At 58.8% G+C, this 19,918-nt stretch carries 31 protein-coding genes and 1 tRNA gene; 16 read left to right on the top strand and 16 right to left on the bottom strand.

The window, feature by feature from the left end:
* Window positions 1-21 precede the first annotated feature (21 nt).
* Together rpl12p and IGNI_RS02335 are read right to left on the bottom strand one after the other, a co-directional pair.
* Complete coding sequence (rpl12p, locus tag IGNI_RS02340; RefSeq protein ID WP_011998486.1) at window positions 22-345, bottom strand: 50S ribosomal protein P1; 324 nt, start codon at window positions 343-345, stop codon at window positions 22-24.
* 39 nt (window positions 346-384) lie between these two features.
* Window positions 385-714, bottom strand: coding sequence for a hypothetical protein (locus IGNI_RS02335; protein WP_011998485.1), 330 nt, complete (start codon window positions 712-714; stop codon window positions 385-387).
* A gap of 64 nt (window positions 715-778) precedes the next feature.
* On the opposite strand from IGNI_RS02335, the gene IGNI_RS02330 reads away from it, so the two are divergent.
* Window positions 779-1,306, top strand: coding sequence for a THUMP domain-containing protein (locus IGNI_RS02330; protein ID WP_052569946.1), 528 nt, complete (start codon window positions 779-781; stop codon window positions 1,304-1,306).
* Between the two features lie 14 nt (window positions 1,307-1,320).
* Window positions 1,321-2,043, top strand: coding sequence for an aldo/keto reductase (locus IGNI_RS02325; RefSeq protein ID WP_187145987.1), 723 nt, complete (start codon window positions 1,321-1,323; stop codon window positions 2,041-2,043).
* Here IGNI_RS02325 and IGNI_RS02320 read toward each other — a convergent pair.
* Entirely contained in the window at window positions 2,040-2,591 is a 552-nt protein-coding gene (locus tag IGNI_RS02320) for a hypothetical protein (protein ID WP_011998482.1), read from the bottom strand. The genes IGNI_RS02325 and IGNI_RS02320 overlap by 4 nt on opposite strands.
* Before the next feature lie 64 nt (window positions 2,592-2,655).
* On the opposite strand from IGNI_RS02320, the gene IGNI_RS07515 reads away from it, so the two are divergent.
* The gene (locus IGNI_RS07515) at window positions 2,656-3,054 is read left to right on the top strand and encodes a GIY-YIG nuclease family protein (RefSeq protein ID WP_011998481.1); all 399 of its coding nucleotides are present in this window, start codon (window positions 2,656-2,658) and stop codon (window positions 3,052-3,054) included.
* Here IGNI_RS07515 and IGNI_RS02315 read toward each other — a convergent pair.
* Window positions 2,960-3,358: a hypothetical protein gene (locus IGNI_RS02315; RefSeq protein ID WP_052569944.1), complete on the bottom strand. Its 399-nt coding sequence runs from the start codon at window positions 3,356-3,358 to the stop codon at window positions 2,960-2,962. The genes IGNI_RS07515 and IGNI_RS02315 overlap by 95 nt on opposite strands.
* 61 nt (window positions 3,359-3,419) lie before the next feature.
* Entirely contained in the window at window positions 3,420-4,379 is a 960-nt protein-coding gene (locus IGNI_RS02310) for a succinate dehydrogenase/fumarate reductase iron-sulfur subunit (protein WP_011998480.1), read from the bottom strand.
* Window positions 4,380-4,466: 87 nt separating this feature from the next.
* Between IGNI_RS02310 and IGNI_RS02305 the strand changes: the two genes are divergently transcribed.
* The gene (locus tag IGNI_RS02305) at window positions 4,467-4,856 is read left to right on the top strand and encodes a CBS domain-containing protein (protein WP_011998479.1); all 390 of its coding nucleotides are present in this window, start codon (window positions 4,467-4,469) and stop codon (window positions 4,854-4,856) included.
* Here the strand turns inward: IGNI_RS02305 and IGNI_RS02300 are convergent.
* A complete protein-coding gene (locus tag IGNI_RS02300) occupies window positions 4,844-5,299 on the bottom strand; it encodes a COG2426 family protein (protein ID WP_011998478.1) in 456 nt (151 codons plus the stop codon). The genes IGNI_RS02305 and IGNI_RS02300 overlap by 13 nt on opposite strands.
* A gap of 97 nt (window positions 5,300-5,396) precedes the next feature.
* On the bottom strand, window positions 5,397-6,440 hold the full coding sequence (locus tag IGNI_RS02295) for a formate--phosphoribosylaminoimidazolecarboxamide ligase (RefSeq protein ID WP_011998477.1): 1,044 nt from the start codon (window positions 6,438-6,440) through the stop codon (window positions 5,397-5,399).
* A gap of 106 nt (window positions 6,441-6,546) precedes the next feature.
* Between IGNI_RS02295 and IGNI_RS02290 the strand changes: the two genes are divergently transcribed.
* Complete coding sequence (locus IGNI_RS02290) at window positions 6,547-7,431, top strand: prenyltransferase/squalene oxidase repeat-containing protein (protein ID WP_187145986.1); 885 nt, start codon at window positions 6,547-6,549, stop codon at window positions 7,429-7,431.
* 9 nt (window positions 7,432-7,440) lie between these two features.
* A complete protein-coding gene (locus IGNI_RS02285) occupies window positions 7,441-8,535 on the top strand; it encodes a glycosyltransferase (RefSeq protein WP_238374111.1) in 1,095 nt (364 codons plus the stop codon).
* Here the strand turns inward: IGNI_RS02285 and IGNI_RS02280 are convergent.
* On the bottom strand, window positions 8,495-9,184 hold the full coding sequence (locus IGNI_RS02280; RefSeq protein ID WP_148202213.1) for an archaeosortase/exosortase family protein: 690 nt from the start codon (window positions 9,182-9,184) through the stop codon (window positions 8,495-8,497). The two genes, IGNI_RS02285 and IGNI_RS02280, sit on opposite strands and share 41 nt — an antisense overlap.
* 53 nt (window positions 9,185-9,237) lie before the next feature.
* Between IGNI_RS02280 and IGNI_RS02275 the strand changes: the two genes are divergently transcribed.
* The 3 genes from IGNI_RS02275 to IGNI_RS02265 all read left to right on the top strand — a co-directional run bounded on the left by IGNI_RS02275 (window position 9,238) and on the right by IGNI_RS02265 (window position 11,174).
* Window positions 9,238-9,765: a macro domain-containing protein gene (locus IGNI_RS02275; protein WP_011998473.1), complete on the top strand. Its 528-nt coding sequence runs from the start codon at window positions 9,238-9,240 to the stop codon at window positions 9,763-9,765.
* A gap of 23 nt (window positions 9,766-9,788) precedes the next feature.
* A tRNA-Thr gene (locus IGNI_RS02270) sits at window positions 9,789-9,893 on the top strand.
* Window positions 9,894-10,514: 621 nt separating this feature from the next.
* On the top strand, window positions 10,515-11,174 hold the full coding sequence (locus tag IGNI_RS02265) for a hypothetical protein (RefSeq protein ID WP_011998472.1): 660 nt from the start codon (window positions 10,515-10,517) through the stop codon (window positions 11,172-11,174).
* An 83-nt stretch (window positions 11,175-11,257) separates the two neighbouring features.
* Here the strand turns inward: IGNI_RS02265 and IGNI_RS02260 are convergent, their stop codons facing one another.
* From IGNI_RS02260 to IGNI_RS02245, 6 genes are all read right to left on the bottom strand, one after another.
* On the bottom strand, window positions 11,258-12,046 hold the full coding sequence (locus IGNI_RS02260; RefSeq protein WP_083756872.1) for a protein kinase domain-containing protein: 789 nt from the start codon (window positions 12,044-12,046) through the stop codon (window positions 11,258-11,260).
* Window positions 11,974-12,756, bottom strand: a complete 783-nt coding sequence (locus IGNI_RS02255) for a YncE family protein (RefSeq protein ID WP_011998470.1) — start codon at window positions 12,754-12,756, stop codon at window positions 11,974-11,976. The genes IGNI_RS02260 and IGNI_RS02255 overlap by 73 nt, the downstream gene beginning before the upstream one ends.
* A complete protein-coding gene (locus IGNI_RS07640; protein WP_148202212.1) occupies window positions 12,702-12,947 on the bottom strand; it encodes a hypothetical protein in 246 nt (81 codons plus the stop codon). Before IGNI_RS07640 ends, IGNI_RS02255 begins: the two co-directional genes overlap by 55 nt.
* Window positions 12,944-13,954, bottom strand: a complete 1,011-nt coding sequence (locus tag IGNI_RS02250) for an LVIVD repeat-containing protein (protein WP_011998469.1) — start codon at window positions 13,952-13,954, stop codon at window positions 12,944-12,946. Before IGNI_RS02250 ends, IGNI_RS07640 begins: the two co-directional genes overlap by 4 nt.
* Window positions 13,951-14,082: a hypothetical protein gene (locus IGNI_RS07925; protein ID WP_274377265.1), complete on the bottom strand. Its 132-nt coding sequence runs from the start codon at window positions 14,080-14,082 to the stop codon at window positions 13,951-13,953. The genes IGNI_RS02250 and IGNI_RS07925 overlap by 4 nt, the downstream gene beginning before the upstream one ends.
* Window positions 14,083-14,316: 234 nt before the next feature.
* On the bottom strand, window positions 14,317-14,799 hold the full coding sequence (locus IGNI_RS02245; RefSeq protein WP_011998468.1) for a hypothetical protein: 483 nt from the start codon (window positions 14,797-14,799) through the stop codon (window positions 14,317-14,319).
* 175 nt (window positions 14,800-14,974) lie between these two features.
* Here IGNI_RS02245 and IGNI_RS02240 point away from each other — a divergent pair, with 175 nt between their 5' ends.
* A complete protein-coding gene (locus IGNI_RS02240) occupies window positions 14,975-15,160 on the top strand; it encodes a hypothetical protein (RefSeq protein WP_011998467.1) in 186 nt (61 codons plus the stop codon).
* 108 nt (window positions 15,161-15,268) lie between these two features.
* Window positions 15,269-16,015: a tryptophan synthase subunit alpha gene (locus tag IGNI_RS02235; RefSeq protein ID WP_238374110.1), complete on the top strand. Its 747-nt coding sequence runs from the start codon at window positions 15,269-15,271 to the stop codon at window positions 16,013-16,015.
* On the opposite strand, the gene IGNI_RS02230 is transcribed toward IGNI_RS02235, so the two are convergent.
* Window positions 15,996-16,283: a hypothetical protein gene (locus tag IGNI_RS02230; protein ID WP_052569929.1), complete on the bottom strand. Its 288-nt coding sequence runs from the start codon at window positions 16,281-16,283 to the stop codon at window positions 15,996-15,998. The two genes, IGNI_RS02235 and IGNI_RS02230, sit on opposite strands and share 20 nt — an antisense overlap.
* Window positions 16,284-16,428: 145 nt before the next feature.
* Here IGNI_RS02230 and IGNI_RS02225 point away from each other — a divergent pair, with 145 nt between their 5' ends.
* On the top strand, window positions 16,429-18,177 hold the full coding sequence (locus tag IGNI_RS02225) for a heparinase II/III domain-containing protein (RefSeq protein ID WP_052569927.1): 1,749 nt from the start codon (window positions 16,429-16,431) through the stop codon (window positions 18,175-18,177).
* Entirely contained in the window at window positions 18,174-18,416 is a 243-nt protein-coding gene (locus IGNI_RS02220) for a hypothetical protein (RefSeq protein WP_011998464.1), read from the top strand. The genes IGNI_RS02225 and IGNI_RS02220 overlap by 4 nt, the downstream gene beginning before the upstream one ends.
* Here IGNI_RS02220 and IGNI_RS07725 read toward each other — a convergent pair.
* Complete coding sequence (locus IGNI_RS07725) at window positions 18,413-18,571, bottom strand: hypothetical protein (protein WP_187145985.1); 159 nt, start codon at window positions 18,569-18,571, stop codon at window positions 18,413-18,415. The genes IGNI_RS02220 and IGNI_RS07725 overlap by 4 nt on opposite strands.
* A 48-nt stretch (window positions 18,572-18,619) precedes the next feature.
* On the opposite strand from IGNI_RS07725, the gene rpiA reads away from it, so the two are divergent.
* Genes rpiA through IGNI_RS02205 form a run of 3 tightly spaced genes read left to right on the top strand, consistent with a single transcriptional unit; the run spans window position 18,620 to window position 19,918 of the window.
* A complete protein-coding gene (rpiA, locus tag IGNI_RS02215; RefSeq protein WP_011998463.1) occupies window positions 18,620-19,285 on the top strand; it encodes a ribose 5-phosphate isomerase A in 666 nt (221 codons plus the stop codon).
* Window positions 19,282-19,671, top strand: coding sequence for a zinc finger SWIM domain-containing protein (locus tag IGNI_RS02210; RefSeq protein ID WP_011998462.1), 390 nt, complete (start codon window positions 19,282-19,284; stop codon window positions 19,669-19,671). The genes rpiA and IGNI_RS02210 overlap by 4 nt, the downstream gene beginning before the upstream one ends.
* A complete protein-coding gene (locus IGNI_RS02205; protein ID WP_052569925.1) occupies window positions 19,634-19,918 on the top strand; it encodes an HVO_0476 family zinc finger protein in 285 nt (94 codons plus the stop codon). The genes IGNI_RS02210 and IGNI_RS02205 overlap by 38 nt, the downstream gene beginning before the upstream one ends.

Here is a 19,918-nt window from a genome sequence, read left to right as displayed (position 1 = left end):
GCGTACACAAAAAGCGGGGTTTTAGCCGAAGAGGGCTCCCAGGCCGGCGGAGAGCTCCTCCTCGCTGACGGCCTCCTTCTTCTCCTCCTCTTCTTCCTCTTCCTTCTTCTCCTCCTTGGCCTCTCCGCCGGCGGCGGCGGGCGCGGCCGCGGGGGCGGCGGCTACGGGGAAGGCAGCGCTCTTGATCGCCTCCTCTATGTTCACCTCGCTGAGCGCGGCGACCAACGCCTTTACCCTCGTCTCGTCCACTTCGACGCCCGCCGCCTCCAGCACCTTCTTCACGGCGTCCTCGGTTATCTCCTTACCAGCTGCGTGCAGCAAGAGCGCCGCGTAGATGTACTCCATACGCTCACCGGGAGCGCAAGGGGCTTCCAGTTTATAATGCTATTTTGAGGCGTAACCCAAGGCCTTCTTGACCGCCGCCTCGTTGGTCCTCACGAACTCCTCCCACTTGGTGGCGACGTTCAAGAACTCCGCGTCGCCGGTCTTCTCGTAGAGCCTCCTCGCGTCTTCTGCCAAGAGCCTGGCGGCCTCCACCAAGCTCAAGACCGCGTTGGCCTTCAAACACTTCTCCTTCTCCTCCAGATCTTCCAACTTCTTGTAAACGGCCCTTATCCCCCGGAGGAGGGCTTCGCAGCTCCCGGAAGAGCTCCAAGCTAGGTAAGAGAACGCGAAGGCCAAGGAAGAGAGGAGCGCGCACAACAGCTCCAACAACTCCGGTACCCGGCGGGCCCCTACTAAAGGGACCCTTTGTGCGGGCTCCCGGGGTATCTCGGGCTTGAGCGAGTTCAACGTCACCGTGGCGTGCTGGAGGGGCCGGGAGCACAAGGCGGAGGCCGAGCTGAGGAGCTACTGGGGGAAGGACTTCTACGTAGTGAGGAAGCAGCCCAGCTACTTAATAATAAAGTACAAGGGAGACCCCTTCGAGGCCGTGGAGAGGCTGAAGGAGCTGGTGGACCCCCGCTACACCGTCCTGCTGAAGGCCGTCCCCTACGACTTCTCCGTGCCCGCCGACATAGAGGACGTGGTTAAGGCAGTGAGCAAGGCGGCTCAGAAGATCCCGGAGGGGGAAACTTTCCGGGTGACTTTGGAGGGCCCGCTTTTCGAGCTCCGCGGGGACCAGTGGGAGGAGCTGGATAGGGAAGAAGCGATAAGGAGGATAGCCTCCGTAGTGAAGAGGCCGGTAAAACTGGAGGGCTACGACTGGGTCGTTTACGTAAAGAGCTTGCCCTTGAGGGGTTCCCAGTTCGCCGGCGTGAGTGTCCATAGGCCCTCTCAAGTGTTTAAGGTCAAGCCGTACAAGTGAGAGAGGCGGCAGAGTTGCGCAGGATAGGGGGCGAGGCGGTCTCGGACATAGGTCTGGGGTCTTGGGCGGTTAGGGACCCCAAGTCCTTCGTAGAAACCTTGGTTAAGGCATTCGAAATGGGAATAAACTTGGTGGACACGGCGGAGATGTATAGGACCGAGCCCCTCGTGAGGGAAGCTATGGAAATTTACGGTAGCAAGGAAATATTCGTGACCACCAAGCTCTACCCGTGGAACGTGAGGCACGACTGCGAGAGGGCCCTCAGGAGGCAAGTGGAGAGGCTCGGGAAGGTGCCCGACCTAACCTTGGTCCACTGGCCGGAGGACATAGCCACCGAGGTGAGGGAGCTGGAGAAGATGGTTGACAAGGGGCTCACGAGGATGATAGGCGTCTCCAACGTTACGAAGGAACAGCTGGAGGTGGCCCTCCACGCGACCAAGAAGCACGAAATAGTTGCGGTCCAGAACAAGTACAGCCCCACCTTCACCGCCACGGAGGAGCTCTTCCCCACGTTGGAGGAGAAGGGCATAGCGTTGCAAGCCCACACCCCTTTGGACAGGGGGAGGGCGCTGGAGCTGGACTGGGTGAGGAGGAAGGCGGAGGAGCTGGGCGCGCCCCCGGCGGCAATAGTAATAGCTTGGCTCCTCTCGCGCTCCCCGGTGGTCATACCGATCCCTAAGACGGAAAGGGTGGAGCACTTGATGGAGCTCTTGGAGGGGACGAAGATAAAGCTCTAGCCTAACGCTTGGACCTCCATCCTCCCCGTCAGCCCGAAGCCCTCCCACGAGACCATGAAGGCCTCCCCCTCTATGCCGTCGTGGTAAAGCAAGTAGAACACTGACTTGGCGGAGACCTTCAGTATGACCTCTATCCCCCCTTGGGGGAGCGGGGCCACGGCCAAGGCGCTCACCGACCCTTGCTTCGGAAATACCGTTATTCTTTTAGCATCCTTTAACATGAAGGATATTATGTTCCCCCACGGGGGGCAGTCGGTGCAGATCTTGTATACCTTTCCGGTGGAAATTACCGCCTCCCGGACGGGGATGCCCGGGTAAACCACGAAATCCTTAAACTCTAAGTGAAGTTCCTTAGCCACGCTCTCCTTAATCCCGCCCACCAACGGGTGGGGCAACCTCCCCCTGCCGACCTTGGGAAAGTCCTTCGCAAACACATAATATCTAGTGGTCTCGTCGAAGAAGTAGGGGGTCGTGAAGGAGAGCGGCGCGAACCCCCTTATCCAATCCCCGCTGTACTCGTAAGAATTCGTTATGACCAAATTCACCAATTAAGCATCCCTCAACGGAAGGTTGTGTATTTATGGGTAAATTAGTCTCTGCCCAGAGGGGCCCGTGGAGGTTTCGAAGGGGGCTTACTTGTTGGTAGTGGAGCTCGAGGAGGGGCTGGAGAGGTGGGGCCTGGGGCCGGGGCTTTACGCTTACGTGGGCTCCGCCTGGGGCCCGGGAGGCTTGTTCGCGAGGGTAAGGAGGCACTTGACCAAGGGCTTCTCCAAACCGAGGTGGCACGTGGACTACCTAACTATGAAGGGCAAGCCCTTGATAGCCTTCTTGTTCCCCGGGCTGACCGAGGAGGAGCTGTACTCCGTAGTAGCGAAGGTCCTAAGGCCCGCCGTAAAGGGGTTCGGCTCGACCGACACTAAGCACTTAACTCACTTGTTCGTTGCGGAGCCACGTAGGCTGCCGGAACTGTTGTCACGGATTCGCAGCCTACGCAAGACAGATCGAACATAGCGTCCCTCAAGTACATCATTGAGACCAAGTCCTCCAACAAGAACTCCGGAATGCCCAACTCCTTCATGACCGGCTCCAGCTCCGCCACGTCCTCCGGGAGGGGCTGGGAGTCCGTAACCACCCCCACGAACAAGTTGCCCTTGCTGACCATAGCGGCCTTATTGCAGAGGTACACTGCCCCGTTGGTGTGACACTTGTTCAAGTACTTCCTCCAGAGGTCCAAGTTCACGGACCTAACTTCCCCGTTCTCCTTCACTACGACCACTTCGTTCCTCTCGGGGTAAACGCGAGCTACGAACTTCATCTTCCGCCCGTCGGAGGGGTAGGCCGATGAAAGAGATATAAGGGGAGTTTGCGGGTCTTACCTAGACCCGCGCCTTTAAAAGCCCACTCACGGCCGCGCGGAAGGCCTCCACTGCCCGGCGGTCCGCCTCCCCGGGCTTGGGCTTGTAGGGCCTCCTCTTCCATCCCCCTCTGGCCAGCCTCGGCAAGGCGTCCGCGACCGCCTCGGTCAGGCCGGTGGAGGTGAAGATCTCCACCTCGTCCGCCCTCCCGTACTTCGCTATGCTCGCTATGGTAGCGATCACGTGCTTTACCGCTTTCTCCGCGTACTCGCTCCTCGGCGACTTGACGTCGTCGTTCCTCATGCGTTTGAACCTAAGCCCGTGCTTCAAGTTCTTTGGACACGAAGTCCCGCAGTTCTTGCACGCCACACACATCCACAAGCTCTTCTCGTTGAGGTACACCCTCTCCCTCCCGAGGGCGTCCCTGGGGTCGTAGGCGAAGCGGTACACCTTGACCAGCGCGTGGGGCCCGGCGAACTCCTCGTTGACCTTGGCTACCGGGCAGACGCTGTAGCACACCCCGCACCAGACGCACTGGGCGGAGCTCCACAAGTCCATCTGCACCGCCGGGAGCATGGGGTACCACTTGTCGGACTTGAGGACCTCCTCCTTAGGAACTAGGTAGGGCTTGACGGAGAACATCCTCCTCTCGAAGTCCGACCTGTCTACTATTAGGTCCCTCACGACCGGCATGTTGTCCAAGGGCTCGACCACTATAGTCCCGTTCCCCTCTTCTGCGGCCTCCAGGGCGTTGGTCAAGCAAGCCAGCGCGGGCCTCCCGTTTATCTTGACCGCGCAGTTCCCGCAGACGCCCATCTTGCACAGCGGCCTGTAAGCTAGGGTGGGGTCCTTCTCCTCCCTAACCCTTTGCAAGGCGACCGCTACGGAGGTGTACTTGTCCACCTCCACCTCGTACTCTTGCCACCAAGATGCCTTAGTGGCGGGGTCGTACCGGGCTACCTTGAACTTTACTTTGGGCAAGCCCCTCCCTAGGGAGGGTCTGAGCCCTTCCCTTTAGTCTCTCCCCTTCAAAAAGGGGACCGGCGAGCCGCCCCGCGGGAACGCGTCTTGAAGGTAGCTGAGGTCGCCCGGGAGGCCCCTTGGGTCACGCCGGCCACTAAGGTCTACGAGGCGGCGAGGCTCATGGAGGAGTCAGAGGTGCCTTGTGTAATGGTGAAGACCGTGGACGGGGAGTTCGTGGGGATATTCTGTAGGAGGGAGCTCGTCTCCGCGGCGTCTGAGAACAACTGTCACGACGTCATTGAAGATTATGTCAACACCGAGCCCTCCTTCGTCAGCTACGACGCAGACGTCATCGACGCCATAAAGCTGTTCAACAAGTACAAGGAGGAGGAGCTGGTGGTCTTGAACGAAAACGAGGAGCCGTACGCTGTAATAACCACCATAGACGTGGTCAGGATAGCGGGTAAAATACTGGAGTCCATTTACGGCGACTGAAGCAAGTAGCTCAAGCTCATTATCGCGGTAGTTACCGCGTTTCCCGCGAAGAGCGCCAGCACCACGTCCCTCCTTTTCAGCCCCAAGAGGTAGCCCGCGAGGGCCCCGGTCCACACCCCGGTCCCCGGCACGGGGAGCGCTACGAACGCGGCCAACCCCAACGTACCCATCTCCTCTACCTTCTTGCTCGCCTTCTTTTTGGTCCTCTCCACGACCTTCTCCAATAGTTTGGCCCCGAGCTCCCACCTCCCCTTCAAGAACTCCTCCACCAACGGGAACAGCTTCTCCAACAATAGATAAACGAGGGCCCCGGTGGAGGAGCTGAGCAAGTAGCTCAAGGCCGCGTAGTGGGCCCCGCAGCCGGCGAGCGCCAAGCAAGGGACGGAGCCGCGAACCTCCACGGCCGGCAAGGCCGACAAGGCGACGCAAGCGAGGCAGTCCAAGGCTCCCTTCCTACCCCCGAGCCCCGGGCCTCCCCCAAAAGGCCTCGGTGGGGTAACCGCTTCCTCATCGGAGCCCCTCGGGCACCCCGAAAACACCTCATCTCAACACTTCCTCCAGCCTCCCGGAGTCCCTCGCCTTCCTTATCTCCCGCGCCACCCTCCTCCCGGCGCTCATGGGCTCGTCCCAGTACAAGTAGGAGTAGGGGCTGCCGTTCACGTACAAGTTCGTGCCGGCCACTATCCTCCCGGAGAACTCGAACACCACCACCTCGCCCTCCTCAGTTATTATCGATTCGAGGCAGAAGGGGCCCACCAGCTCCTCCCCCAAGAGCTCCTCGGTCGTCCTCACGAAACTCTTCCCGTACTTGTACACGTCAATTAGCAAGCTCTCCCTCAGAACCACGGGTATGTTGCCCACTACGGTGAAGGACGGCCTTATGCCGGAGGCCAGCTCCGGCGGGAGCCTGCGCAGCCCGTCGACGTTGCTCTCGTACCTTATGTCCATCCCGGTTATCTCCAGCCTGTTATAAATGGGGGAGTAGAAGAAGTGGTAGTAAGCCGGCACCCCTATCACGTACTCTTGAATTATGTAGTTGCTGGGGTTGCCCAAGGCCTCCAAGCCCCTCCTAACTTCCTCCGGCGTCTTGGCCAAGAAGTAGCCCTTGCCTCCCTTGGCCCCTCCGAGCTTGACTATGACCAGCCCGTCGACCTCGTCGGGGCTTCGGTACTCCCTCGGCACCTTTATCCCGGCCCTCCTCAACAGCTCCATCTTCTTCTTCTGGTCCGACTCCCAGAGGAGTATTTTCCTCGAGCCGAAGATCGGCACCGGGTAGTCCAAGAGGCCTTGGGCCCCGACGTACTCCACGAAGCTCCCGTGGGGCACCAACACTGCGTTGGACGCCAACAACTCGTTTACCACGTCCTCGTTCAACACCTCCTTCCAGCTCTCAACTATTATGAAGGAATCAACCAAGTGTGAGAAGCTGGAGTAGAACTCGTACCTATCCTTCTTAACTATCAAAAGCGTCCTCAAGCCCTCCTTCTTGGCGCCGTGGACTATCTGCAAGGCCGAGTGGCTTGCGACGGTGGCTACGGTGAGCTTAGATAGGTCGTATTCCTTCAAGACATCGGTTACTCTCAAAGCGTCTCACTCTGTTTTAAGTGATAAACCGCCCCGCTTTAGAAGCGCTCGGCTGAGCGAGTTGGCTCTCACCATCGATGAGTTGGAAGGCGCCATACAGCGGGGCGTGACGTGGCTTAAGACCAGACAGCTGGAGTGCGGCGGCTGGGGGGCTTGCGACTCCTCCCAGACCGGCTTGACCGGGTTGGTAATAGTGGCCTTGAGGGAGGCCGGGCTGAGCTCGGACGACGTGAGCATAAGGCAAGCGGTGAAGTTCATAATAGAGAGGCAGAGGAAGGACGGCTTCTTGCAGTGGACCTCCCCCACCGAGCCGGGCTCCTTCTACGGCACCGCCAGGGCGCTGTTGGGCTTCTTGGTCGGCTCGGACGACGAGACGTTGAAGTACTACGAGAAGTCCGTGGCCTCGGCCGTTCACGCGCTGGCCATGGGGGAGATGCCTTGTGGGGGCTGGGAGGCCAACCCCGGAGGTGGGCTGAGCGAGTGGGCCTCGGCGGAAGTGTTATATTCCATGTTCTACGCGGGGAGGAAGTACGTGGACGAGATATTTAGGTCCCCCATGCACTACTACGTAAGGATGAGGAGGTGGTTTGAGAAGAGGCAAAGCTTGAACGGCTCTTGGGACAACAACTGCTTGGACTGTACCGCCAGGGTGGCCCTATTCTTGAGCCTCTACGGCTACAGGGGGATAGAAGTTCAGAACGCCGTCAGCTTCTTGTTAGCGCACTTCAAGGACGACAAGATAGGCGAGAGCCCTTGGGCCACCGGCTGGGGGGTTCTGGGCCTCCTGGCGGCCGCGGGCCTCAAGAACCCGATAGTTAGGGAGGCCGTGGAGAAGTCCGTCCTAACTCTGTTGGAGGCCCAGCTGAGCGACGGGGGGTGGCCGGTGTTCTACGACTCTAACTTGGCCTACGAGAGCGTTACGGCCGTGGTCGTGTGGGCCTTGTCGCTGTACAGGAACTTAAGGCACGGCCTCTTCTCGGTGCTCGGATGACCGGGGTTGGTGGACGTCTCGGTAATTGTGCCGACGTACAACGAGAGGGAGAACTTGCCAGTATTGGCGAAGAGGTTGGACAAGGCCATGGGTAAGGCCGGGATAAGCTATGAGCTCGTCGTGGTTGACGACAACTCTCCGGACGGCACGGCCGAGGTCGCTAGGAACTTGAAGCTGGAGCACGGAAAGGTAAAGGTTGTCGTTAGGAAGGACGAGAGGGGGCTGGCGAGCGCGGTAATGAAGGGCTTCGAGGTGGCGGAGGGGAAGTACTTCGTAGTCATGGACGCGGACCTACAGCACCCCCCGGAGGTGGTGCCCGAGCTCGTGAAGAGGCTGAAGGAGGACTGCGACTTAGTGATAGCCTCTAGGTACTCGAAGGAGGGCAGGATAGAGGAGTGGAACTTCGTTAGGAAGGTCATAAGTAAGGGCGCTACCATCTTGGCGAAGCTGTTAGTGCCGGCCACTAAGTACACCACCGACCCCATGAGTGGGTTCTTCGCGCTCAAGAGGGAAGTTGTGGAGAGGGCCAAGCTCCCCCTCAACCCCCTCGGGTACAAGATACTCCTAGAGCTGCTCGCGAAGGGGAGCTTCGAGAAGGTCTGCGAGGTCCCCTACGTCTTCGGCAAGAGGTTGGCAGGCGAGTCCAAGCTCGGGGGGAGGGTTATGCTCGAATACTTGATACACTTGATGAAGCTGGCGAAGGAGACCGGCGAGCTCAATAGGATGCTAACGTTCGCCGCCGTGGGCGCGAGCGGGATAGTGGTGAACGAGGGCGCGCTCTACGCGGTCTACGAGCTCTTGGGCGCCAAGTCCCTGGGCGCCTTAGGCTTGGCCGCTGCGGGCCTCGCGGGCTTCGAGGCCTCCGTGGTTTACAACTTCTTGTTGCACGAGAGGGTGACGTTCAAGGACAGGAGGAAGGGATCCGTCGTGAAGAGGTTCCTCCACTACGAGGCGGCCAGCGTCTTGGGCGCAGCGGCGCAGCTCGCCTTCCTCCTAGGCTTGACCTACGCGGGGGTGCACTACTTGATCTCGAACTTGATAGGCATAGTGGTCGGGCTCGGAATTAGGTACTCCTACTCCGCCACCAAGGCTTGGCCAGCTTGAGCAAGCACTCCACCCCCTCCGAGACCTCCTCCAAGTAGCCCGGTAAGACGAGCTCTTGAACCACCATGATTAGGGTAGCTATTAGCACGGAGGCCAAGGGGCTCACTAACAAGTGGGCCAAGAAGGGGTCAGCCCCCAAGGCCTCGCCGGCCACCACTATGGCCGCCACCCTCAGGGCGTTGAAGGGGTAGCTCAGTAAGTAGCCCAGAGCCGCGGCCAAGAGCCTCCTCCCCAAGCTCCCCCTGGCCGCTAGGGGCATGAGCGCCAAGAAGGCGCCGGAGCGGAGGGAGGAGCACCCCACCGCGTACACGGCGTAGGGCCTCTGGTCGTAGAATATCACAATTTCCCCGTTAGTAACCTTCATTTCGACGCCCAAAGGCCTTAGGACGTAGTTATTGAAGATCACGTCTGTTATCGCGAGCTTCAAGAACGCGTCGTAAGGGATCAGCCTCGGCAAGAAGTAGCCGCTGAAGCCAGCGAACACCACCAACAGCGCCCTCTTGTCGCACGGGGCCCGGAGGAGTACGGGCGCCCACAAGGCCTCCAGCGCGACCACCTCTAAGGGCTCCACCTCCCCCGCGGACGCGTGGACCCACAGCGCGTGGGCGGTGAGGAGCAGCAAGGCGATAGCCGAGAGCCTCTCTATCAAGCCGCGCTCCCCCTCCAAAAACCTCCGGCCCCTTAAGCCCCCGGGGACTTGCGTTGAGGCTCAAGGTGGGCTCTTGCGAGGTGGTGTTGACCGAAGGGGACATAACGGAGTTCGAGGGGAACGCGATAGTTAACGCGGCCAACAGCTTGATGATCATGGGAGGGGGAGTGGCGGGCGCGATAAAGAGGAAGGGCGGAGAAGAGATAGAGAGGGAAGCCGTCGAGAAGGCCCCGGTGCCGGTGGGGGAGGCGATCGCCACCTCGGCGGGCAAGCTCAAGGTGAAGTACGTCATCCACGCCCCGACTATGGAGAGGCCCGCGATGAGGGTGCCCCCGGAGAACGCTTACTTAGCTACCAAGGCCGCCCTGAAGGTCGCGAAGGAGCTGGGCCTGAAGAAGGTGGCATTCCCAATGATGGGCGCCGGGGTGGGAGGGCTGAGCGTGGGGACGGCCGCTAAGGAGATGTTGAAGGCAATAAAGGAGAGCTGCGAGGGCATGGAAGTGTGGCTCTACGCCTACGGCGAAAAGGCGTACGAGGAGCTCTTGAGGGCGGCCCGGGAGTTCGCGGAGGGCGGCTCATAAACCCCCTTTTGTCGCCTCTCAGGGCCGCCGTAGCTCAGCTGGCAGAGCGCCGGCCTTGTATCCGGTACCTCTGGGAGTACCGGCCGGAGAGCCGGTGGTCGCGGGTTCAAATCCCGCCGGCGGCTCCACCCCTCGTCGTTCCTTCCGAGCTGGAGAGCGCTGTGGGCTGTTGAGGTTTTGATCGCGATTGCCCCGTCCACACTTTCCCTTTCGTTAGCCTTGGCCACCCTTCCGGAGCGCCCCTTCGGGCCGAGGCTTCCTTGGGTTGCTTTTTCTTTGATACCTAAGTATTACAAATCACCAAACCTTTGTATTTACTCATTTCCTTTTCATCTTTGCCCACATGGGAACATCCTATATTCGAAAGCGCACCATTACTATTCACTCTCTCAAACCCCTTATATCTTTTCATGGGAACGCTGAAGATCGTGGAGGGAAGGGCAGAGGAAAAATTTCTCAAATAAAGGGAAAAATCAGAGGAATTGTAAATTCACAGCAGAACGCAATTCTTTTAAGGGAAAGACCTTGGGGCTTTATATGGAAGGGCTCGGTGGAGTCTCAAAAGAGGATAGAAAGATGATCTTAAGCGAATTGTCGATTAAGCATTTCTCGTGTTCAGTGGAGTCTCAAAAGAGGATAGAAAGGTTATTGTTATCTCTTTCCCCTTTAAAGCTAGTTTCAGCAAGTGGAGTCTCAGGAGAGGGCGGAAAGCTGAAGAACTCCGCCGTCCCGATGGGGTTACTATTTGAATGCAAGTGCCGACTGTGACAGACCGGAGAGAATTGAACTTATTTATAACAATTGCGGACAAAGCTAGGAGGGTAAGGGCCGTGTCCCTTCCCGATCAACTGCTGGACTTGGCCTTCCAGTACGCTTCCCAGAAGTTCGCAGAAATACTCGACAAGCTCAGGGCGGGCAAGCCAATTACGGATTCCGAAGCGAACTTCATCCTGCTCTTCATGGTCCTGAACCAAACCAAGGTGAGCTACGAGGTACTGTCCAAACAAATAGAGCTCAACAGAGTGGAGTTGAGGGAAGTTGAGAAGAGGCTGGACAAGAGAATAGATGAGGTAGAGAAGAGGTTGAACAGTAGGATAGACGAAACTAACAAAAGGATCGACGAGGTTAAGGAGGAGCTCAATAGGAAGATCGAGGACGTCAGGAACGAGTTGAACAATAGGATCGATGAGACCAATAGGAAGATCGACCAGTTGTGGGAAGAGATGAAGCTCATGGAAGGGAGGTTGAACAAAAGGATAGATGAACTGAAAGAAGAGCTCAGCAAGAGGATGGACGACATAGAGCAGTCGATGGACGAACTGAAGGCGGGGATGGCGGGGCTGAACTCCCAGATGAAGTTGGTGGCTGACATGCTGGGCAAGGTGGTGGAGGCGCTGGCTAAGAGGTGAGGCTAGGACTTCCAAGGCGCTTCGGCCGTTAAGCCCGTTGAGGGCCGCCGACCTTACTGTGGCGCGCTGAGCGTAGAAGCCTTTCACCCCTCGCCTCCCCCGAGCTTCTCCAAGAGGGCCTTGAACTCCTCCACCAGCTCCCCTACGCTCGCCCTCTCGGAGGGCCTAACCTTGAGCCCCCTCTTCAATACCTCCCCCAGCTCCCCTAGCCCTCCCAAGGCCTCCTCCAAGTCCGCGTTCCCCGAGGCCAGCTCTTCCCCGTCCACGCTCTCCCTCTTGAGCAAGTAAAGCACCAAGTTGGCTAGCTGGTAGGAGTCTACCTTCTCCTCCTCCCCCGGCTCCCTCAAGTCCAAGAAGTACTGCTCCGGGGCGGCGAAGCCCGGGGTGAAGTAGAGCTTCCCCGTGGTCCTCGCCATCGCCTTCTTCAAGCTCTGCAAGTCCCCAAGCTTAACTATTCCCTTCGTGAAGGCGAACACGTTTGAGGGCTTTACGTCCCCGTGCACGAAGCCGCGGGAGTGGAGGTACTCCAGCGCCTCCCCGACCCTTATTCCAACCGCCAAGGCCTCCTCCGGCAATGGCTCCCACCCCCGGGCGAGCTGGTACTCCAGGCTCCCCCCGTCCGCGAACTCGTAGGCCACCAAGGGGTACTCCTCAGAGTAGCCCTTCACCTCCAGCAAGTAAGGGTGCTTGAGGAGCGCTTGCCTCGACACCTCCTTTAAGAAGCTCGAGAACTGCGAGGGCGTTACGGTTGGCGCCTCCCCCACGAGGACCTCCACGAAGCCCTTCGCAACCCTCAAGGCTATGGTTTCCTCGTCCCTCCAGCACTTGTAAATGACCGCTTGGTCCCCTCGCCCACCTTGGAGCAGCTCCACCTCCCGGAGAGGGGCTCCGGCACCAGCTTCAGTTCGGCCTCAAAGACCTTCCCTTTGACCTCCATTGGGAAGAATTTCAAGACCGGGAGATCGACGGACCTCTCCTTCACTACCTTCACCGTCGGCTTGTAGCCCTCGAGCTCGTAAGCGGCCAACCTCCCGTCCTCGAACCCTATTATCAGTTCGTCCCTCCACCAAGCGACCGAGGAGGCCCGGGGCAAGGGGGCCTCGCACAAGACTTCGCCGTTCAAGTCCAAGAGGCGAAGTCTCCCCCCGCCCAAGACCGCGAGCCGCTTGCAGTCCGGGGAGAACGCGAGCGAGGGCGTTCCCAGCTCGAGCCTCGCTTGCGAGAGGGCCCTCTGCCTCCTCCTGTCGCCCACGTCGTACAAGAAGAGTTTGTTTGAAGTCGCCACTGCCAAGTACTTGCCGCACGAGGCTATTGCTAAGGGCTCTCGGAGGTACTTCCTCTCCCTAACTGCCCTCCCGGAGTCCAAGTCAACTACCAAGAGCCTCTTGTTCTCCTTATCCAAGACGAAGGCGAAGTCCTTGTTTACGACCACCCCGGCCGCCTCCCCGCCCAGTTCAAAGCTCCACAAGCCGTTCCCGTCTAAGTCGAACTTCCCGCACAGCTCGCCGCAAGAGATCAAGCCTTCATTCAAGAGGGCCAAGGCCTTGGAGTACTCCTCCCCGACATCCAACCTCTTCCACACGCTGTCGTCGTAGAGGAGGTAGACCTTCCCTCCCCGTCCAAGAAGGCGAAGAGCCCGTTCGCTTGGCTAACGTCCATCATCTCGTTTCCGCAATCCACGCCTTGGAAGACCCCACTCTCGTCCACTACGTAGCCGCAGCTGCCGGACGCGAAGCCTATCGAGCCCCCGGGGGAGGCGATTGCTTTCCTCACCCTTCCTTCTGCCTCCTCGAAGGCCCAGAGGGGCTTGAGCTCGAGCTCCCGCAGGGTATGGCCTCGGTGAGGTTCGGAAGGGGCTCCGAGGCGCTCGAAGGTTCGGGGGGAGGTTCGTAACCAATTATTTTGTACATCTCGACCTCACCGTCATAGATTAGTCCATCGTAGAGCACGTACCCAACCGCCAACCTGTCCTTCCACCAAGCTACGTTCCAAATTCCGTACATCTCCTTAGAGTAGACTAAATTTCCGTTTATGTCGAATATCTTGAGCATGTTATTTCCATCCGGTTCGTCGTCCCAATAGTTGTCTGCAACTGCTATGTACTTGCAGTCCGGAGAGAAGGCCGGGGTGTGCTTCCCATGAACGTCCAGTCCATTGCTCTTCCACAGAAGCTTCGGACTTGTCGGATCCGAAATGTCGTAAACGTAAAGCTCCCCGGCGATTACTGCTAGGTAATTTCCACAAGCGTTGACGCTGTCGGAACAGTAGTCGTCAGAATAGTAATCATAGCTTATCTCATTGATTGTTCTGCCAGTATTCAAGTCCAGTATTTGGAGCTTGTTGCTCCACCAGTTAGCCGCGTAAACGTAGCCCTTGTGAACTACAACGTCTGCAACACCGTCAACCTCAGTGTCCCATAGCTTGTTCCCGTTGAAGTCGTACTTGGCGCAATAGTCATCACAAGCCACGAAGCCGTTATCGAAGAGGGCAATTGCTAAATCGTGACTGTCTCCAACCTCTATCTTCTTCCAGAAGGTCCCGTCCTCGTAGAAGAGGTAGACGTAGTCATCGGTATTAACGAAGCCGAACACTCTGTTGGAGTAGCCGGCCCCAGCCATAATGCCTCCTCCGCACTCCTTCCCCAACAAGTTCCCGTTGGGATCGAGGATGTAGGCGCAGCGGTCTTTGGAGGCTATTCCCAAGTTGCCGTTGGGCGAGAAGGCCATGTCTTTAATACCATTGCTAGGCTGATCGAATGTCCACAACAGCTCGAGCTTCAACCCTCCTCGGCCCTCCTTAACCTCTCGAACAAGTCCTCGTACCGCCCTTCGGGCCCCTCAGCGCCGTAGGGGCTGAGGGCTTCCAAGGCGAGCTCCTTCTTCTTTTTCCCGAAGGGCCACGAGGCCAAGACATTCCCTCAAATTCGAACGTCTCACTAGAAAATTAAGCTTTTCTCAGGCCCTAAGTAAGGCCCTCGAGTACCCTGCGCCCAACCTCCTAGCCCTCCACCTCTCCTCCAGCTCCACCACCGCCTCATTCAGCTCTTGCAAAGACCTCACGAACTCCTCATTTGTATTTTTCAGTACTTCGAGCTTCCTCGAGATCTCAGCGAAACTCTTGGAAGTTAGGTCGACCCTCTCTTTCAGCTCCCTCGGCTTCGGGCCCTCAAGGCCCTCACGAGCTCGAAGATCAACAAGTCCCAACCTTCTTGGATGGCGTACTTCGCCAAGATGTGGTCGAGCTTCCCCCGTATCGTAGTTAAGATCAAGGTATCCGTCTCCGGGTCGCTCCACAGCCCGTCGTCGGTCAGCAAGTGGTTCAAGTACGGATAGTACTCTACCACTATCCCGTATATTTTCGATTCCTTCCTCTTTATTTTCTCAATTATCTCCCTTTCGCTCAACCTATCTATCGCTTTCAGCTTGTGGTATATCTCGAGCAAGTCGTAGTACTTCTGGGGGTACTGCTTTACGATCTCCTTGGCCTCCGACTTTTCAGAGTTCCTCAAGCTGTATGCGAGGGCCAACAAGTTCCACTCGAAGGACCGGACCACGTCGTTCCTCACGCCGCTGAAAGTGGTGTTTGACAAGTACTCCAAGTACTTATCCCTCAATTCCTTAAACATTTTTATTCTCTCTTCCTCCGTGTACCGGGATAAGAGCTCTACGTCCAGAAGCTCCGGGAGGCCGCCAACACGAGCTCGTTCCCGAGCGAGTTTTCAACTAACAGCTAAATCGCTTTTGGACGCTCAGCAAGGGCATTAACCGGGGAAGGGGAAGAGCTCTACGAGGGGGCAGTCCATGGTATATATCATTAGGAAGATAGACGTTTTCGACGAGAGCAAAATAACCATGGTCCCTCAGTACCCTCCCTTGAAGAGGTTCACAGAGCTGGTGGAGTGGTCCCGGACCGGCCCCTACAGCGGTTACGTGCGGAGGAGGGACCCGGCCACCGGGGAAGAAATAATAGTCTACATAAAGCCTTGAGCGTTTTTTCGTTTCCGGAAGTGAGGACTCCGGCAGGAGCCGAGGGGGTGAGGAAACGCCGATAGTCCGACTCCTCGGGTCGCCCTAGGCGAAGGGGAGTTGTTGAAGGTGGACCCCTCCAAGAGGCCTTGGCTGGTGGCCTACCTAACCTTGAACTACCCCGACGAACGGACCTTCCTCAAGGCCTTGGAGTACTTGAAGGATAAGGCGGAGCTCGTGGAGATAGGCATACCCCCGAAGTTCGCCAAGTACGACGGGCCCACAATAAGGAGGAGCTACAAGGCGGTCTCCTCCAAGGGCTTGGGCTTACACAACTTCGAGGGGGAGCTGCGCAAGGCTTGTCGCGCCTTCCCGGAAGAAAGAATAATTGTGATGACATATTATGACGACGTTAAGGAGAACTACGAAGAGTTCTTGGATAAGGCGTGCGGAGGGGGAGTGCTCTTCGCGGACGCCGTCATAGACTTCGCGGACCGCTTGGAGGAGATCGCGAGTAAGGCGAAGGAGCGCGGCAAGAGCGCGGTGTTCTTCGTCTCCCCCACCACCCCCGACCACGTGATAAGGAAGGCCGCGGAGCTGAGCGACCCGGTGGTTTACCTAGGCGTCAGGCCGGCCACCGGGATCCCCCTGCCCGTAGGGATACCGAACTTGCTGAGGAGGGTGAAGTCTTTGACCAACAAGTACGTGGTAGTGGGCTTCGGCTTGAAGGAAGAGGAGGTCCCCCAAGCGGTGGGAGCGGGGGCGGACGGGGTAGTGGTGGGGAGCGCTTTGGTTAAGGCCTTAGGGGAGGGCTTCGATAACTTCAAAAAGGTGGTGGATAGGTACTTGGCCCTCCTCAGCCTCCCCAAGAGATGACCAGCCCGCCGGGCCCGGAGGAGGTGGTCAAGCTGAAAGTTATTTCCGAGGTGACCGCGCTCGCCGCCCCTCCGGCTATCGCGCAGTAGGGCGCGCTGGGGGGATCTAACAACAAGCACACCCCCCACGAGATCAGCCCGCCCACGCCCCCAGCTAATGTGCCGGCGCCGGCGGCTTGGAGGACCCTCTTCGGGGAGAGGAAGAACGCTATCCCGCTGATTAGTATGAGCGTCATTATAACTACCATGGTCATCACTGTAACGTTCATCTTCCTCGACCGGGGGGCTGGCGGAGGCCCTTCCAAAAAGCTTGTGGGGCTCGGGCGAGGTCGGCCTCCTCACCGCTCCGTTCCGCGGAGCTCCTCCTCATCGCCCTCAAATCCCCCGGACCCCGGGGGCCTAAGGGTCGGAAGCTTGCGCTTGCCCGCGGGGGCGCTGGGGAGGGTGAGGCTCTCTGAGCTGCCGAACTACCTCTTGTTGCTCTTAAAGAAGCCCAGCGAGTGGGAGCGGGCGGCCCTCCCGGACGTCCGCGAGGTCGCTCCCCTCCTATCCCGGAGGCTGAACTTCAAGCTGTTGAAGCCCGCGGGCGGCCGAGAGGGGGAGGCGAGGCTCCTCTCGGAGGGCGCTTGGAGGGCCGCCGGCAAGTGGGTCAAGGGCTGCTCTTGCTCCCCCGACCTCGGGTACCCTTGTTACGAGCGGTGGGCGGAGCTCTTCGACGTCCGCTCTTGCTTCTCCTTCTCCCCCAAGGTTCATTACCTAACCGTCCCCGTGGCCCCCACTAAGGGGGCGGACGTCAAGTACCCTTGGTTCTTCACTAGGGCCTATCACTTCGCCAGGGGGGCGGTCTTAGGGGTCTCCCCGCCGAGGGAGTTCTTCCGGCTGGTCAAGCCCTACTCCGGCCCCGGCTGGGCGAACGCAATGGAGGCGGGCTTGAGGGCGCTGAACTTGACCTACTCCTTCGGGAACAACCAGTACTCCGTTGAAATAGTGGAGCAGCTGCTCGCCGCGCTCCTCTACATATTGGTGAACGTGGAGGTGGGGGTGTATACCAGCAACCACACCATGTGCGACCTCTACGGCCTCACGGTCTCCTCCTTAGCCTTGGGGAGGGCTTGGAGGCCCCTCGCGAGGGCCGCTTGGGAGGTGAGGGAGAGCTTGGTCTACGAGCTTAGGAAGCAGCTGGACGGCTGGGACTACGAGGGCTCCACCGCCTACCACTTGCTGGTCCTCGAAGGGGCGCTGGCGACCCTTTACGCAGCTAAGGAACTGGACGAGAGCTACTTCGAGAGGGTCTGGCCTGAGGTCAAGGGCCCCCTCTCGGAGGCCTCGGAGCTGCTCGCGAGCGTGACCTTGCCGGACTCCTCCTTCCCCTTGATAGGGGACAACGGCAGCGACAGGGCGCTGGTCTTGGAAAGCTTGGAGTTCGACTACACCTCGACCATAACTGCCCTCGCCCTCGCGAGGAAGCTTGGCCTCTTGAAGTCCTTCCCCAAGCTCGAGGGGCCCGCAAAGGAGGAAGCGGCGAGGGCCTTGAGCTCTTTGGGGGGAACTTACCCGGAAGAGAGGGCCCTCCGGACCTCCGACAAGCCTTGGCTCCACTCCTACAACGACGGGGAGCTGCTGGTCACCTTGGCTTGCGCTCCCACCTCCAAGGGCGCCCCTCCCGGGCACCACCACGACGACAAGGGGAGCTTCACCGTTTGGAGGAAGGGCTGGGTGGTCTTGGACCCCGGCACCTTCACCTACACCGGAATGAAGGAGGTTAAAGACTTAATGAGGTCCAGCTACTTCCACGACGTTCTGAGGGGCTGTTGCACCTTTCCCGACACCTTCGACGCTTCTTGCAACTGTACTTGCAAGTTCTACGGCTACATGAAGGTCGAGGTGTTCCCCGGGTGGAGGAGGGAGGTCTACGTTAAGAAGGACAGAGTAGTAATTAAGGACGTGGTAGACTTCAAGGGGAGCATGAGCTTGGTCTTGCCCTCGAGGCCCGAACAAGAGGGGGATTACCTCGAGCTCCCCAACGCTAGGATCAAGGTCCCCGGGGCCTACGAAGTGACCGAGGCCTTCTACTCCCCTTCCTACGGAGTTATTAAAAAAGGGTACTTGGTGAGGGTACGCGACGTGGGTCCGGGGGAGGCGACCACGGAGGTGGTGTTTTGAAGTCCTTAGCCGTTCTGGTAACGCTCTTGCTCCTAGCGCTCGCCTTCCGAGAGGGCTTCTTCCTAGCCCTCGGGGTCGTAGCTTACTTGTACTTGCTCTTCGTCGTCTATCAGTTCGTGAAGTACTACGGGAAGGCGCTGGAGGCCGGCAGGAGCGCGGAGCACTACTCCAAAGAGGTGGTGGACGAGCTAAAAGCGCTGGTTAAAGCGATACACTTGGTCAAGTCTAAGAGGTGCTAGACCTCTATCTTCTTCACTACTGTGTGGAAGGTGTTCCTCCTGCAGACCCTACAGTAGTGGTAGATCCTCCCGTTCCCCACGCTCTCCAAGTCGTAGCTCCCCAAGAAGAGCCACATCTGCCCGCAGTTCTCGCACCTCAAGTACCAGCTCGTCAAGCCCGCTCGCCGGAAAAGCGGGGGAGGGGGAGTAATTTAGGCGGGAGCTTGAGCGGGAAGGAGGCGGTCGCCAGGAGGGCGGCGGAGCTGGTCGCCTCGGAGGCCCCGGAGGTGTTGGGCGTAGGCTCCGGGACTACCGTGAGGCTGTTCATAAAGTACCTCAAGGAGTTCGGCTTCTCCGGCTTGACGGTCCCGACCAGCTACGACACGGCCTTGGAGCTCAAGAAGCACGGGCTTAAGGTTTTGGACTTAATGAGCGTGGATGAGGTGGAGCTCAGCGTCGACGGGGCGGACGAGGTCTTCACAATGAACGGCTCTCTGTACGCCGTGAAGGGCGGCGGGGCGGCGATGCTCAGGGAGAAGGTCCTCGCTTACATCTCTAGGAAGAGGATCTACATCGTGGACGAGGGGAAGGTGTCGGGCTCCCCGTGCTCCCGAGGGGTCCCGGTCCCGGCGGAGGTGGTGCCCAGCTCCTTGCCGGCGGTGGCGAGGGGGCTGAAGCTCTTGGGCGTGGGGTGGAAGTTGAGGGAGGCGAAGGGGAAGCTCGGCCCGGTGGTCACGGACAACGGCAACTTAGTTATAGACATGGACTGCAAGAGCTCAATTAACGTGATAGAAAAGGTGGAGGCCTTGCCGGGGGTGGCGGTCACCGGGCTTTTCGGCCCTGACCTCATCGACAAGGTCGTGGTCGGCGAGAGGGGGGAGCTCCCTTGAGGCCGAGGGCTTCAAATCTGAAGTCCCTCTGTCCTAAGGAGAAGACCAAGGTAGGGATACCGGTGATCAAGGTGGTCAACCGCGACCTCCCCGAGGTAACGGTCTACCGGGGGGAGTCGGGGGACTACTTGGTGGCGGACGACTTCTGCACCTGCCCCTCCTTCTTGAGGAACTTGGACTTGGGAAAGCTGGAGCCTTGCAAGCACGTCTGCGCGGAGAAGAGGGTTACTAAGAGCACCACCTTGGTTCTCGAGGACGAGGACTTCGATACCTTGTTGATCTCTTTGCTGACGCACGAGAGGAGCGCAACTTTAAACCTTCTCTTGGCGACGTACGAGGGTGAGCTAGGTGGGGAGGAGGAGAAGGAGGAAGAAGATCGTAGTTAGGAGGCCGACGTTGCCCACGGTGTTTCAGTGTCCCAACTGCGGGGCCCACGCCCTAATAATAGACATAATTCAGAACAAGAAGACTAAGGAGATGAAGGCGATAATAAGGTGCGCTGAGTGTGGGCTGGTGCACGAGGAGCCCGTGGAGAGCCCCATAATCGATAGGGCCGTCATATACGGCCGCTTCATAGACAAGTTCTACGCAGGTGAGATAAAGGTCCCCGAGGGCGGCGAGGAAGAGGAGTGA

The sequence above is a fragment of the Ignicoccus hospitalis KIN4/I genome, from assembly GCF_000017945.1.
Taxonomy (GTDB): domain Archaea; phylum Thermoproteota; class Thermoprotei_A; order Sulfolobales; family Ignicoccaceae; genus Ignicoccus; species Ignicoccus hospitalis.
This window is presented reverse-complemented; position numbering and strand designations above follow the sequence as displayed.